Raw genomic sequence first — 14,194 nt, forward strand, 5'->3', positions numbered from 1 at the left:
CTATCGCTCCTTCGTCATTCTCCTGCTAGGATTGCGCCATTAGTCTCAATCACTTTTTTGTACCAGTCAAAAGAGTCTTTTTTGGATCGATCATAAGTGCCATGTCCTTCATCATCTGCATCCACATAAATAAAGCCATATCGTTTTGACAGTTGGGAGGTACCAGCACTAACTAAATCGATTGGTGCCCAGCTTGTATAACCAATCAGATCTACGCCCTCATCAATCGCTTCTTTCATTTGTTTAAAATGCGCTTCGAAATAGTCCCTACGATACGGATCATGAACGTTCCCCTCTTCAAGAATATCTTTTGCTCCCATTCCATTTTCGACGATCATCAATGGAATTTGGTAGCGATCATATAACTCGATCAGCGAAATCTTTAGTCCTTTAGGATCAATCTGCCAGCCCCATTCAGTGGATGGTAATTTAGGATTTTTCACCCCTAGTACAGTATTTCCTGGTGTTCGTTCTGCTTGCGGATCCCCAGATTCCGCCATAGACATATAATAGCTGAAAGAAAGAAAATCCACTGTATAATCTTTTAGTATTTGAGGATCTTCCGGTGCCATTTCAATCTTGATGCCACGTTTTTCCAAGTCTCGCAAAATTAAGCGAGGGTATTCTCCTTTTACTTGAACATCTGCATAAAAATTATTCTCTAGGTTCTTCTTCAATGTCAATTCCACGTCTAGTGGATCACAGGTTAACGGATAAGTCATTAATTTTGTTATCATACAGCCTATTTTGTTTTGAGGATTTTTTTCGTGTGCAACTTTTGTAACTAGTGAACTAGCGACAAATTGATGATGCAAGGCTTGATAGATCTCTTGATGCTCTTTCCCTGGAGTACATTGTTCAGGAATAATTCCAGCTGTTGTAAAGGGATGACGATGAATGCTGTCGATCTCATTAAAGGTCAGCCAGTATTCTACGTATTCCCCAAATTCCTCAAAACAGACTGTGGCAAATCGGACAAAGTCAGCGATAACTTTGCGTTCAACCCAACCATTATATTTCAAACTCAACGCGACTGGCATTTCATAATGAGAAAGTGTCACGATCGGTTTGATTCCTAAACGCTGCATTTCTTGAAAGACATTTCGATAAAAAGCAATGCCCGACTCATTTGGCTCCAGTTCTTCTCCTGTGGGAAATAATCTCGTCCAAGCAATAGATAAGCGTAGTACTTTGAAACCCATCTCAGCAAATAACGCCAAATCTTCTTTGTAACGATGATAAAAATCGATTCCCCGACGTTTAGGATAAATCGTGTCTGTTGGATCAGCGATTGCTTCTTTCACGGCGTTTACCGTCACATGCATATGGGCTGCAAAATTTTTGGTGTCGACATCTGGTTTATACGTGGCGATATCTGCTACAGACAACCCTTTCCCGTCTAAATTCCACCCACCTTCCACTTGATTGGCAGCAATCGCTCCGCCCCATAAAAAATTCTCTGGAAATGTTGATTGACTCATAGTTGTATTCTCCTTCACGTTTTTTGATTATGCTGCTTGAATTTTACGAAACAAATGGAGAGATGGATAAAACACCCTCGCTTTTAGACATATTTTCTGTTTGTTCAATTGGTTTAATAATGAAATTTTCTTTGTTAGTCACAACGCAGATAACAGTCGGGTCATACCCTGCTTGTTTGATGGCTTCTAAATCGAACTGAAGCAATGGTTGTCCTTTTTTGACATAATCCCCCGCACTGACAAGCGGTGTGAAATATTTTCCTTCTAATTGCACCGTGTCGATCCCTATATGGAATAAGATTTCAGCACCATTCTGGGTCTTTAATCCAATCGCATGGTTGGTTTCAAACAACATAGTCACTTCTCCATCCTCTGGTGCTGTTAGTTCGCCAGATGTGGGGATAATACCGAATCCCTCACCAATCATTCCGCTGGAAAAGACATCGTCTTTTATTTCGGCTAGCGTAACAACTTGTCCCGCAACAGGCTGACTGAGAACTTCTGATTGAGGGTCTTCTTTTCCTTCAACGGCCTCCATGACTTTATCTTTAAAAAGAAACAGGACTAAAACAAAAGCCGCAAGAAAAGAGACTGCTAAAGTGACTAATGCCCAAACTAAATTCATACTATTTGATTCATCAACGAACATGGTGATACTAGCAAGACCCGGACCCACCAATGCAAACGCTTTGATTGTAAAGATGCCAGCAACTGCTCCACCAACCAAACTAGAAGCCATCACCCCATATAATACCCGTTTGTTTAAAATCGTTACCCCATACAATGCGGGCTCTGTAATGCCAAACAGTGCAGAAATTCCAGCAGAAATAGCTGTTGAGCGAAGCTTTTGATCTTTTGTCCGCAGACTGACAGCAAAACATGCCCCAGCTTCAGCAATATTATGGGCAAGTGAAGCCGGTAAATAAAGCAATTCTGCCCCCATCTCGCTCATGGAAGAGACCGCATAAGGGATCATTGCTTTGTGCATACCGGTCACAACCATCAATGGTAACACAGCTGCTAAGATACCTGTTGCAACCCAGCCTAGATGAGTATAAAGCCAAATAATCGCTGCAGAGAAAACTGTACCTACCTCAAATCCTAAAGGTCCTAAAATCAATAGCGCCACTGGAACTGTGATTACTAGACTCATCATCGGAACAAAGAAGATGCGAATCGGTTTTGGAGAAAAACGAGTAAATAGTTTTTCGACTTGCGAATAAAACAAAACCGTTAAAATTGCAGGAAAAACTTGTGATGCATAGGCAATATTCTGTAATCCGATCCCCAAAAAGGTTGCTCCATCTGTCAGCAACGCTGTTATTTCAGGCAAAATCAGCGCCCCGACTGCTGAAACAGCCACTAATTGATTTACTTTTAATTTATTTGCCGTGGTCATAGCGACTAAAATCGGTAAAAAGTAAAGGGGGGCTCCACCTATAAGATTTAAAATTTGATACGTTTGGCTTTGATTATCAAGCACTCCTGTAACAGAAGCGAGTAACAGTAGTGATTTTAAAACACCACCTCCGGCAACCGCCGGTATAAGTGGCTGAAAAATGGAAATAACAAAATCCAACAGGACAGCTCCCCAAGACTGCTTTGTTGCACTTCCGCTGTCCGCATTGTCTAACTGATGCCCCAACAGTGACATCACTTCGTCATAAACTTCCACAACATCATTGCCAATGATAACTTGACACTGGACATTCTGCCGGACTCCGATGACACCCTCCACTTTTTCTAGTGCTTCTTTTTGAACTAGAGCATGATCTTTCAGGGTAAACCGTAACCTCGTTGAACAATGTTCCAAATGAGAGATGTTTTCTTTTCCGCCAATCAATTGGATGATGGCAGTTGCCGTTTCCTTTACATTCATTGTTTTTTTCTCCTTTAGATTATTTTTCTCTTCGTTGGCCAAACAAAGAAAAAAAGCAGACAGCACCTATTAAAACAACCAAATGAATCAGAACGATTCACTCATTGCTTTATATAGGTCCTGCCTGCTTAACCAGTCACATGCCTGTTTATTAATTGCATAATACCACGAAGAAATTGGAAACGCAACCACTATTTTTGATCCATAAGTTTGCCACCACAGCCAAATGTAAAACTCTAGGAATCAGGTAAGTACAAATTTTTAACATTCAAAAAAGGCATTTCCCAAAAGGAAAATGCCGATAAATCAGTGACGTTTGTTACATTGAAAGTTTGCCTTCTAAAACTTTCGCGTCTTTGCTGCGAAAAGCTTTGGTCAATTCACTAACAATCAGTGGGACTAATGAGAGCAGAATCACGATCACCCATTCAATTCCTGTCAAACTTTGAACTTTGAAAATTTCTTGCAAGAATGGAATGAACAAGACCGCCAACTGCAAAGCTAAGCTGACTAGAAAGGCTTTATTCATCGCACTGTTGGAGAAGACACCAATGCTGAAAATAGAACGTGTTTCGCTGCGGACAGCAAACGCACGAGTCAATTCCCCAAAGACAAGTGTAGCAAATGCCATCGTATTTGCTGTGCCGTCAGCAACGGTTGGATCTGACAAGACGTATTCCCCTAACCAATAAGCTGCCAACGTGATTGCTCCTACCAAAACGCCGTAAAAGATCATACTTGCAGCAAAGCCATCAGCAAAAATGCTTTTCCGGGAATCGCGAGGTTTTTGTTTCATCACGCCTGGCTCAACTGGTTCCATTCCTAAAGCCAATGCAGGTAGTGAATCAGTGACTAGGTTCAACCAGAGGAGTTGGATCGCAACTAATGGCATCTGATGGAAATTCAATGCAGTTGCAACGAAAATCGTGATGATTTCACCGATATTACAACTCAATAAATACTGAATCGATTTCTTGATATTGGAGAAGATCCCTCTTCCTTGTTCGACCGCATGGACGATCGTGGCAAAGTTATCATCTGTCAAGATCATATCCGCTGCCCCTTTAGCCACATCCGTCCCGGTGATTCCCATCGCACAACCAATATCGGCTACTTTCAAGGCAGGCGCATCATTGACACCATCACCTGTCATGGCGACGACCATGCCTTTTGCCTGCCAAGCCTTAACGATCCGCATTTTATGTTCAGGCGAAACTCGCGCATAGACAGAATACTTTTCTACTTCTTCTTCCAATATCTCTTGCGGCATCATGTCCAGTTCTGAACCTGTCATGGCTAGATCTCCAGAGCGGAAAATATTCAATTCTTTGGCGATTGCAACCGCAGTCAATTTGTGGTCACCAGTGATCATGACGGGGCGAATCCCTGCATCGTAACATTGAGCCACCGCTTCTTTGACTTCTTGACGGGGAGGATCGATCATTCCGACTAACCCGACAAATGTCAAATGGTTCTCGATGTCTTCTGAAGTCAGCTCTTCGGGCACTTCAGTAATGTCTTTATATGCAACACCTAGAACGCGCAAGGCATTTGATGCCATGTCAGCATTTTTAGCAGCAATTTTTTGAGCTTCTGCTTCATCAATCCTACAGCGATTCAGCAAAACATCAGGTGCTCCTTTGACCATGACGCGATAGCCTTGTTCGGTTTTATGGATCGTGCTCATCAATTTGCGTTCCGAATCAAAAGGAATCTCAGCCACACGAGGCATGTTTGCTTCTAACTCATTTTTGTCTAATTTTTCTTCGTACGCTTTGCTGACAAATGCGGTTTCTGTCGGGTCGCCGGTCACTTGGAACTCACTGTCATTGACCGTTAACTTAGAATCATTACATAATGCTCCGATGGCCAATAGTTGCTGCGGGGTTGCCGACCCATGAACGAAGGTTTCAACTACGGTCATTTTGTTTTGCGTCAATGTACCCGTTTTGTCACTGCAGATCACTGAAGCAGCCCCCAAAGTTTCGACTGCAGGTAGCTTCTTCACGATGGCATGACGTTTCACCAATCGTTGGACACCTAATGCCAGAACAATCGTAACAATGGCCGCCAGTCCTTCGGGAATAGCCGCTACCCCAAGGGAAACAGCCATCATGAAGATTTCAAGAATTGGCCGACTATATAAAAGACCTACGATAAACATCAGGACACAGATCCCTAAACAGATAATTGATAACAATTTTGAGATTTCTGCCATTTTTCGTTGTAGCGGTGTCGTATTGTCATCTTCAGAGATCAACATGTTCGCAATACGGCCAACTTCCGTTTTCATCCCGGTACTAGTAACGACACAAGTTGCACGCCCATTAGTGATCACTGTGGAGGAAATCAGCATGTTCTTGCGATCAGCTAAAACAGTATCTTCAGGCAATGCTTCTAGTGCTTTTTTGTTCACAGGAACTGATTCACCTGTCATGGCAGATTCATCTGCTTTTAGATTGGCTGCTGACAAGATCCGCACATCCGCTGGTACTAAATCACCGGCTTCTAATTCAATGATATCTCCCGGAACAAGAGTAGCTGTTTCAACATGTTCCAGTTTCCCATTGCGAATCACTTTAGCCAACGGGGCTGACATTTTTTGTAATGCTTCCAAGGATTTATTGGCATTGTTTTCTTGTGAGATCGAAATGATGGCATTGATCACGACGATCAACAAAATAATGACGGAATCGATCCAGTCTTCAAAACCGCTGGAAACATAAGAAAGAAAAGCAGCGATCAATAGTACGATAATCATTGGATCTTCTAATTGCCCGATCACTTTTTTCAATAAACTTTCTTTCTTTTTCACTTCTAATTCATTTCTTCCGAAAGACTGCAGCCTTTTTTCAACTTCTTGACTGGATAGCCCTGCAGCTGCATTGGTATCCAACGAGCGTAAGACTTCTTCTTTCGATTTGGTAAACCATAAATCCACTGTGTTCATCTCCTAATGTTAGTTTCATCGTTCATTCGGTTTTACCAATCTGGCTTCCTTTATCAAAAAATGTCATAGCAGAAAGAAATTCCGTTCTACTATGACTGATATTCAATAAGGAGCAGATCGCAAAGGATGCTTTTATTTTCTTAAGATATGAATGGCAAATCCGCCAAACTCGCCGGCAAGATAAATATTTTTCAATTTGTTTTCTTCATCATAGGCAGCTGTATCCATATTAAAGGAGAGTCCTTTGGCTTTTAGCTCCTCTACTGCACTTTCCAAGTTGGAAGTCCGCATAGCGATATGTCCATTTTTTCCTAAGAAAGGTGCTTTCATACATTCGAAGTAGTCACCGGCAAATTCTGATTTCTGTCCATGTCGTGGCGTCAGATTAAAGATCATGCTCAGTTGGGTGGCAAGTTCTTGTGCTTCGGTTTCATTTTCCATGTTGATACCAATATGTTCTAATTCAAAGTGATTTTCCATTGTCTTACACCTCTTTCATACTTGTTGAACAGTTGATTTCAGTTATTACATCGGGAACATCAAAATCGATCCCACGGTTAGAAATACGAGACGGATAAAGTATTGCGGAATCGTAAATTTCCAAAATTGTGCGGCTGTGTATTTCCCAGTTCCTAAAATCATTGCTGGCATCCCATCAATTGGCAGGAAGTGACCACACCAACCTGAGATCACGATGGCGCAAGCTGCGGCTGTAGGATCTAAGCCTAAACTTCTGCAAGTAGCGATCGCTAGCGGCGTAAATACATAGACTGTACCAATGGTCGATCCTGTTAATGTAGCCAACAGACTGGTCAAAATACAGAATGCAAAGATCATCACAAAAGGATTCACGTTGGTTCCCAACATTCCCGCAACCGAAGTCCCAACTAAATTGGTCAATCCTGTACTTCCTAATGCGTCTGCCACACCAATGACCCCGGCTGACATCAAGATGATCGGTGCACTGATGGCATCACGGATTTCTTTAAAGTCTAAGACACCAATCAATAAGATCACCGCAACAGATAAACCAGCCATCGCATAGCCGGCATCGCCGATTTTACTTTGTAGCAACATACCGATGACCGCAAAGATAAATACACCATAAGTCGTCAATTCTTTCCATCTCGGCAGACGGGAAGCGGTAACATTTCCGTTAGTGACATCCACATCTTTGCAGTCTTCAGAAGTAGGATGATCCGGAAGAAATTTGTATTGAATGATACAATTGACTAAAAAGCCAATGGATAAAAATAAGTTAACAATTGCAAATTTAAAAACAGAAACCTCTGCCATGATCCCAGCAGAATTCAAAACAGCGATTACGATCCCATACTGCAATGCGGTATTGAAAGGAATCAACGGATGATTGGTCGCAAATCCCGCAGTCATAATCACTTTTGATGGGGGTAATTTTTTTGAATAAGGCAGTGTAGATAATAACCCAAGTGTCAGTACATAATACGCAGTTGAACCCGTTCCGAACAAACTACATCCTAACATCACTACCAGAATGATCAGAATATAAGACTTGAAGCCACCTTTGTTTGCCATCGAGAACATGGCTTTTTTGAAAACGACGATAAAACTTGTCTTCTCAAGGGCAGCGATAATGGCCATGAACTCAGCTAACATGACGATGGTCGAATTCGAGAAACCGGCAAAAGCCCCTTTAATATCCGTAATACCAAAAATGACTAGCAACAAACAGGCAAATAATGGCGCCGCTCCAAAGGGAATTTTTTCAATCATTACTAAAACAATCATTACTACGGTAATTGCTAATGCAATCATCATTTGAATAGTCATAGTGTCCTCCTACTTCTAGTCATACGCATGTGCAGGAGAGGTGACGTAAATTAGGCGGTGAATGAACGCAGATCCGCTCCTTCGCTGCTGTCACAAGGAGAGGGACAAGACCACTCTTCCTGTGAGCACTTTATCTAGCTGATTCGCTAACTCATTTTAAAGCCAACACGCTAGCGAAATTGAGCTATTCCTCCCTTACGCCACACCTCTCAGACTGCTTTTGCCTACACAAAACAAATGCTTGTGGACTTCTTAACGCATGCCTTTCGCTTTGTCTTCCTCTAATACTTTTTTCAATGCTTCGATTCCTTCAGCTGGAATTTGGTTGAATGGTGCCCGGCATTTTCCTACGTTGTTGCCAAGTAACGCTGCGGCTGTTTTAACAATGGTATTGGGATTGCCATATTTGAAACAGTTGCGGAAGTTTTGAATCCGTTCATTGGCTGTCTTCGCTTCTTCGATCTTGCCTTCTACGAAAAGGTCATAGATAGATGCCATTGTTTTCGGATAAACATTGGCACAACCCGCAATACCTCCAGTACCTCCTGCTAATAGCGTCCAGATAATCAATTGGTCATTGCCTGATAATGTGTAGAATTTCCCGTTCGTTTTTGCCTTTCCTGCTTCAATATAGCCTAAAATATTGGCAAAGTTGCCGCTAGAATCTTTTGCACCAATGATATTTTCGATTTGTGCCAGACGAGCGACAGTCGCTGGTGCAATAGCATTCCCTGTTCGAGCAGGAATATTGTAAAGCACGATCGGCATATCAACTGCTTCGGCAATCGTTTTGTAGTGCGTATAGATTTCTTCTTGGCTCGCTGCTGCAAAACTCGGTGCAATGATCGATAAGACATCTGCGCCAGCTGCCTGTGCCATTTTACTTTGGGCGATTGTTTCTTTTGTAGAGATGGCTCCTGAACCAGCATAGATCGGTACCCGGCCTGCAGTTTGATCAACAACGACTTCTAAGACAAGCTTTTTCTCTTCTGCAGACAAGATATAGCCTTCCCCATTTGTACCAAAAGGAAAAATCCCGTGAACCCCATTGTCGATCATGCGATCTACTTGGTTGCGCAGTTCATCAAAGTTGATACTTTCGTCTTCATACATTGGGGTCAAAATAGGGCTGATGATGCCTTTTAATTCGATTGGTTTCATAGTAATGTCTCTCCTCTTTTATAGAACACGTATGGAATACGGTTTCATTTTCATTAAATTGACGGATGCCCGCGCTGCCGCTTTTTTCAGGGGACCAAGCGCGATATTGGGCTGTCTTTCCGTCAATGTTACCGACGTTTGTTTATTTCTCGACACCTTCACCGGAGGTTGGATTATACACACCTACGGATTCCCGTTTTTCGCCAAACAGATCAGCAACGGTGAAACGAACATACTTCACACAAAGACGATTGCGGTAGGCATAGACCAGATGTAAATTCCCCCGGCTATCCTGGTAAAGGGTTGGGTATTCATGTTGTGAATTGTTGGTTTTGTTTTCCGCACCGATATAGCCTTCTGCAGCTTCAAAAATTCGTCCGATCGGCCATGTCTTGCCAAAATCTTCACTTACAGAGACAGCGACTGGATTCCGCAATCCCGGCCAAGCGACTTGTCCAAAAGCAGCATTTGGTGCGGCATTGACATTGTATGCCAATGCGATTTCACCGGAGTTCAGTTTGATCGCACTGATACTAGCATTGTTATTAGGTAAAACAGTTGCTGTCGGCACAGACCAACGATCGCCAAAATCAAAGGATTCACTGCTGTAGACGAAATCTGCGAAGCGGCTTCTCATGAAGGCAACTAAATGACCAGGCTCGACTTCCACGACATTGGCATGGACCCGACCGTTGCTATCTGGCATCCGAACAGCACGCCAAGTCTGTCCTTGATCATCCGATACTTGGAACTCTGTAGGGTCATTCGTCAACCCATCAGCTGAATCTTCACACAGCCACGTGCTATACAGCCAGCGGCCATTACTTAAGATTTGGATTCCTTGACGGCCAAAAGTGCCTTCTTTATCAAAGAGAACTTCTGGTTTTCCCCATGTTTTTCCTTCATCAGCTGATTTTTGAACCATGATGATTGAAGTGAACTGCATGTTGTCTTTTCCTTCTTGGCGGCTGACTTGGGATGTGTAGATCAGCCAAATCTTGCCATCTGGCGCCCGGAAAAAGGACGGATTCTGTTCACTACGGTCTATGCCTTCTGAAACAGTATCGGGAACCGACCACTTCTGTGTTTCTGGGTCTAATTTTGAGACGACGATCGAGATGTCGCCGCTTCCCTCAAAGCTTCCTGCAAACCACCCACACAACATCCCGCCATCTGCTGTTTCGATCAAAGCGGGTGCGTGAGCTGTGTTGTTGCCACCGGTAGGAATCAAACCAAAATCAACATTCAAGAATGTATCTCGGTACATGACACCGTTCGGCTCTGATTGTCGCACTTGTTCTAAATGAGTCAACGTGTTTCTCCCCCTAACCAAATTTTTATGTTGTGCTGCATTTGTGCTTATTTTGAATGTTCTGCCAACCGAATAGCGTAATCGATGGCATTTTCTAAACTGGCTTCACTAGCCGTCCAGTTACCTGCTTGATCAAAGGCCGTTCCATGGTCGACAGAAGTCCGAATGATCGGAAGGTTCAACGTAATGTTGACGCCTTGCACTGCTTTCCAGTTTTGTGCTTCTTGATCGTAGACAAAGCCTAAAAGTTTCAAAGGAATGTGGCCTTGATCGTGGTACATGGCGACGACGATGTCATACATGCCCCCATTGGCTTTTGAAAAAAGAGTATCTGCAGGCAATGAACCAAACACATTGATTCCTTCCGCTTTGGCTGCTTCTACAGCAGGATTGATTTCATCGATTTCTTCACGGCCGAACAATCCATTTTCGCCACAGTGTGGATTCAAGCCAGCAACTGCAACGCGAGGATTTTCGATCCCTAGATCTTTGCAAGCCTGATCTGCGATACGAATCACATCGAGGACACGTTCTTTCGTGGCTCGGTCACACGCTTCCCGTAATGACACATGGGTCGAGACATGTACGACTCGCAAGTTGCCATCTGCTAACATCATGGTATATTTATCGGTACCGGTTAGGTCGGCATAGATTTCTGTATGTCCCGCATAATGATGACCGGCAGCATTCATGGCTTCTTTGTTCAATGGATTCGTTACCGTTGCATCGATTTCTTTGGCTAAAGCTAACTCGATGACTTTCTTCACATATTGAAACGCTGCGTCACCACCGACATGAGAAACTTCACCAATGTGAAAAGTTGCCATGTCTACGATCTTTAAGTCGATCAGGTCGATCGTTCCCAATGCATAACGCCCATCCTTGGGCTGGCTGATCACATTCACTTCCAAAGCTAATTCAGGATGTTTTGCTAAATAGTAATCAACAACACTTTTGTCTCCGACTAATAATGGGCGGCACTTGTCATAGAGTGCCGGTTTGGCAAAAGCTTTAAGGGAGATTTCAGGTCCGATCCCTGCAGGATCTCCCATTGTGATGCCGACAATTTTTTTCATGACACGCTTCATCCTTTCTGAGTTCAAATTATAAAATTTGCAGATAGATGGCCCGAGCATCTTCTGGTGTGACTTCTCGTTTGTTGTTGACCAGTAGACGTGTTACTTCCATGCCCGCTGCTACTAAACCATCCAAGTCTTCTTCTGGTACATTGAATGTTTTCAAACTCGTTGGAATTTCCAAAACTTTGACGATTTCGTCTAACTGGCTGATCATATACGCTGATTTTTCGTCAACCGACCAGTCTTGATGTCCCTCTTTGATGACACGATCATAAGCAACAGCGAGTAAGTCTTTGATTGCTGGTTCATTAAATTTCATCACTGGTGTCAACAAAATCGCATTGGAGACACCATGAGCAATATGGTATTTGCCGCCTAGTGGATAGGAAAGGGCATGAACGGCTGTCGTGCCTGATGCTGTGATTGCTACCCCTGCATAAAATGAACCAAGCAACATGTTCCGTTTTGCTGTTAATGCTTCTGGATTTGTGCAGGCTTCGATAATGTTGTTCATGATCAAATCCAATGCTTCCAGCGCAAAAGTATCACTGATTGGATTAGCTTTGGCAGATGTGAAACATTCAATCGCATGACACAATGCATCTACACCTGTGGCTGCTGCGATTGGTTTTGGCAAGTTTTTGATCATCCGTCCATCTAATAAAACGAAGTCGGCGATCATTTCAGGATTGACGATCCCGATCTTCAAGTCCTTTTCTGGAACACCCACGATAGCATTAGGAGTTGCTTCAGCTCCAGTTCCAGCAGTGGAAGGAATCATCAAACTAGGTACTTGTTTTTTTGCCAATAATGGATTATCTAATAAATCTTTGACCGTGTAGTCATCCGTTGCTAAGATCGAAGCCAATTTCGCCACGTCCATGACCGATCCACCACCGACGGCAATCACTAAGTCAGCAGCTTCTTTCTTAAAGGCATCGATTACTGCTTGCGCTTCGTGATAGTTTGGTTCCGCTGGAATATCAGCAAGAACCGTGTAATCGATTCCTGCTTTTTCAATGATTTGAATAGGCAGATCGACCAAACCTAAATCTAGAAGTCCCTTATCTGTGAAAATAACGATTTTATGAACACCACTGCTAATGATTTCTTTTAACTGCTCAAGCGCATGTTCGCCTGCCTGAATATTTTTTGGCATTTTTAAACTGTAGTCTGTTAGCATAATAAATCCTCCTTAATCATTTAATACCATCTAATTTCTTCAAGTAATTCTTCTGTCCCAAAACCACCTGATTTCGTAAGCACTTGCATCTTTTGGTTATTCCATTCGATGGCAGATAAAACAACGCCCGGTTTGATCTCAGTCAACGGCTTGATTCCGGTCACACCCAAGACTTTCATTGATTGGAACAAGGTATCCCCGCCGGTAAAGAGAAAGGTATTCTCTTGATGTTGTGACCAAAGGGCTTTGGTCAACATGCCTAATGCCTCCCCTATTCTAAACCGACAAGCTTCAGCAGATAAGCCCATTTCTTCGCTATAAGCCACAATTTCAGCTGTTGTTTGTTCGCTATAGGTTTCAAAAATGACTAATGGCTGTTTTTCCATCAACTGAAGATAACTAACAATCTCTGTTTGTCCTGCGGTTGTTTGCCAATAGGTAGGATGCAACAGTTGTTGCGCTGTTAATGAAATCCGCGGATAGTCTTGCTCAACATACTCAATTTGTTTCTTTGTGATCGGGTTGACGCTTCCACAGACAACCACTACTGGCTTTTGTAATTTGTAAGCTACTTCTTTGCCGTTGGGGAACAACTGTTGTGCGAGAACCTTTGCGAACCCTGCACACCCGACCGTCATACCCAAAAGATCGTTCTCTGCTAGGCGTTTTGCGTGGACCTGTAACATATCATCTGTCTGTGCATCAAAAACCATTACACCTGTTTCCGGCAACGACTGGTCTTTGACTAGCATTGCCTTGATCCCTGCTTCCGACTGCAGCCGCTGCATCACATTGCTTTCGGTCACAGGTTCATACGGATCATTTGCAAAAACACTTTCTGATACCAAGACATCTTCTATATATAAATGACCATCGATCACTACCCGATTCATTTCTGGATATGCGGGTAAAAAAGGAAGGGCCGCTTGTTCGCTCATATCGAGAATCGCTTTGATCTCCGCGCTGATGTTTCCTCTTAATGCTGAATCTACTTTTTTATAAATAAATGGAACCTGAGCAACTTTTGCATCTTCCAAAATCGTTTTTGTCTTCTCATATGCTTGATCAAAAGTTAGGTGCCGACTCTCGGTATTGAGAACCAACACTTCGATCTCCTGCGGAAGTGTGTTATATTGGACGACTGTTTCCGTTGAGACTAACGTTTGAATGCCTTGTCTCGAAAACTGGACCCCAGTATCCAGTGCTCCTGTAAAGTCGTCTGCAATAACTAACAACTTTAACATCTACTCACCACCTCGTACTTCATGATTTGATTATAGGGACAAAAATCAAGCGTTTACATTCTAAAAAAACGAAAAATCGTTTAATTTAGAAACGAT

10 protein-coding genes are annotated in these 14,194 nt (G+C 42.9%); all 10 read right to left on the bottom strand.

What is annotated here, in order from left to right; all coding sequences use genetic code 11:
* Window positions 1-14: 14 nt before the first annotated feature.
* The 10 genes from FE005_RS03865 to FE005_RS03910 all read right to left on the bottom strand — a co-directional run bounded on the left by FE005_RS03865 (window position 15) and on the right by FE005_RS03910 (window position 14,098).
* Window positions 15-1,481 (bottom strand): glycoside hydrolase family 1 protein, encoded by a 1,467-nt coding sequence (locus FE005_RS03865; protein WP_005469874.1) that lies wholly within the window; start codon window positions 1,479-1,481, stop codon window positions 15-17.
* Between the two features lie 43 nt (window positions 1,482-1,524).
* Complete coding sequence (locus FE005_RS03870; protein ID WP_138371359.1) at window positions 1,525-3,360, bottom strand: beta-glucoside-specific PTS transporter subunit IIABC; 1,836 nt, start codon at window positions 3,358-3,360, stop codon at window positions 1,525-1,527.
* A gap of 319 nt (window positions 3,361-3,679) precedes the next feature.
* Window positions 3,680-6,301 (bottom strand): calcium-translocating P-type ATPase, PMCA-type, encoded by a 2,622-nt coding sequence (locus FE005_RS03875; RefSeq protein ID WP_254696997.1) that lies wholly within the window; start codon window positions 6,299-6,301, stop codon window positions 3,680-3,682.
* 141 nt (window positions 6,302-6,442) lie between these two features.
* Window positions 6,443-6,790 carry a 2-dehydro-3-deoxy-phosphogluconate aldolase gene (locus FE005_RS03880; protein ID WP_029486217.1) on the bottom strand — a complete coding sequence of 116 codons (348 nt, stop codon included), beginning with the start codon at window positions 6,788-6,790 and terminating at the stop codon, window positions 6,443-6,445.
* Between the two features lie 45 nt (window positions 6,791-6,835).
* Window positions 6,836-8,119, bottom strand: a complete 1,284-nt coding sequence (locus FE005_RS03885) for an SLC13 family permease (RefSeq protein ID WP_081131137.1) — start codon at window positions 8,117-8,119, stop codon at window positions 6,836-6,838.
* A 252-nt stretch (window positions 8,120-8,371) separates the two neighbouring features.
* Window positions 8,372-9,280, bottom strand: coding sequence for a 4-hydroxy-tetrahydrodipicolinate synthase (gene dapA / locus FE005_RS03890; protein ID WP_081131138.1), 909 nt, complete (start codon window positions 9,278-9,280; stop codon window positions 8,372-8,374).
* 142 nt (window positions 9,281-9,422) lie between these two features.
* A complete protein-coding gene (locus FE005_RS03895) occupies window positions 9,423-10,547 on the bottom strand; it encodes an exo-alpha-sialidase (protein ID WP_081131194.1) in 1,125 nt (374 codons plus the stop codon).
* A gap of 92 nt (window positions 10,548-10,639) precedes the next feature.
* Window positions 10,640-11,668 (bottom strand): 4-hydroxythreonine-4-phosphate dehydrogenase PdxA, encoded by a 1,029-nt coding sequence (pdxA, locus tag FE005_RS03900; RefSeq protein ID WP_081131139.1) that lies wholly within the window; start codon window positions 11,666-11,668, stop codon window positions 10,640-10,642.
* Window positions 11,669-11,696: 28 nt separating this feature from the next.
* A complete protein-coding gene (locus FE005_RS03905) occupies window positions 11,697-12,854 on the bottom strand; it encodes an iron-containing alcohol dehydrogenase (RefSeq protein ID WP_081131140.1) in 1,158 nt (385 codons plus the stop codon).
* A gap of 20 nt (window positions 12,855-12,874) precedes the next feature.
* A complete protein-coding gene (locus tag FE005_RS03910) occupies window positions 12,875-14,098 on the bottom strand; it encodes a four-carbon acid sugar kinase family protein (RefSeq protein ID WP_096711085.1) in 1,224 nt (407 codons plus the stop codon).
* Window positions 14,099-14,194 lie beyond the last annotated feature (96 nt).

The organism is Enterococcus sp. M190262 (genome assembly GCF_005843965.1).
Classification (GTDB): Bacteria; Bacillota; Bacilli; order Lactobacillales; family Enterococcaceae; genus Enterococcus_D; species Enterococcus_D gallinarum.

What these genes read in the sequence shown, in the direction of transcription:
- FE005_RS03885 (WP_081131137.1), bottom strand. Translation starts at nt 8,119, where the DNA reads ATGACTATTCAAATGATGATTGCATTAGCAATTACCGTAGTAATGATT.
- FE005_RS03895 (WP_081131194.1), bottom strand. Translation starts at nt 10,547, where the DNA reads ATGTACCGAGATACATTCTTGAATGTTGATTTTGGTTTGATTCCTACC.
- FE005_RS03910 (WP_096711085.1), bottom strand. Translation starts at nt 14,098, where the DNA reads ATGTTAAAGTTGTTAGTTATTGCAGACGACTTTACAGGAGCACTGGAT.
- FE005_RS03870 (WP_138371359.1), bottom strand. Translation starts at nt 3,360, where the DNA reads ATGAATGTAAAGGAAACGGCAACTGCCATCATCCAATTGATTGGCGGA.
- pdxA (WP_081131139.1), bottom strand. Translation starts at nt 11,668, where the DNA reads ATGAAAAAAATTGTCGGCATCACAATGGGAGATCCTGCAGGGATCGGA.
- FE005_RS03865 (WP_005469874.1), bottom strand. Translation starts at nt 1,481, where the DNA reads ATGAGTCAATCAACATTTCCAGAGAATTTTTTATGGGGCGGAGCGATT.
- FE005_RS03905 (WP_081131140.1), bottom strand. Translation starts at nt 12,854, where the DNA reads ATGCTAACAGACTACAGTTTAAAAATGCCAAAAAATATTCAGGCAGGC.
- dapA (WP_081131138.1), bottom strand. Translation starts at nt 9,280, where the DNA reads ATGAAACCAATCGAATTAAAAGGCATCATCAGCCCTATTTTGACCCCA.
- FE005_RS03880 (WP_029486217.1), bottom strand. Translation starts at nt 6,790, where the DNA reads ATGGAAAATCACTTTGAATTAGAACATATTGGTATCAACATGGAAAAT.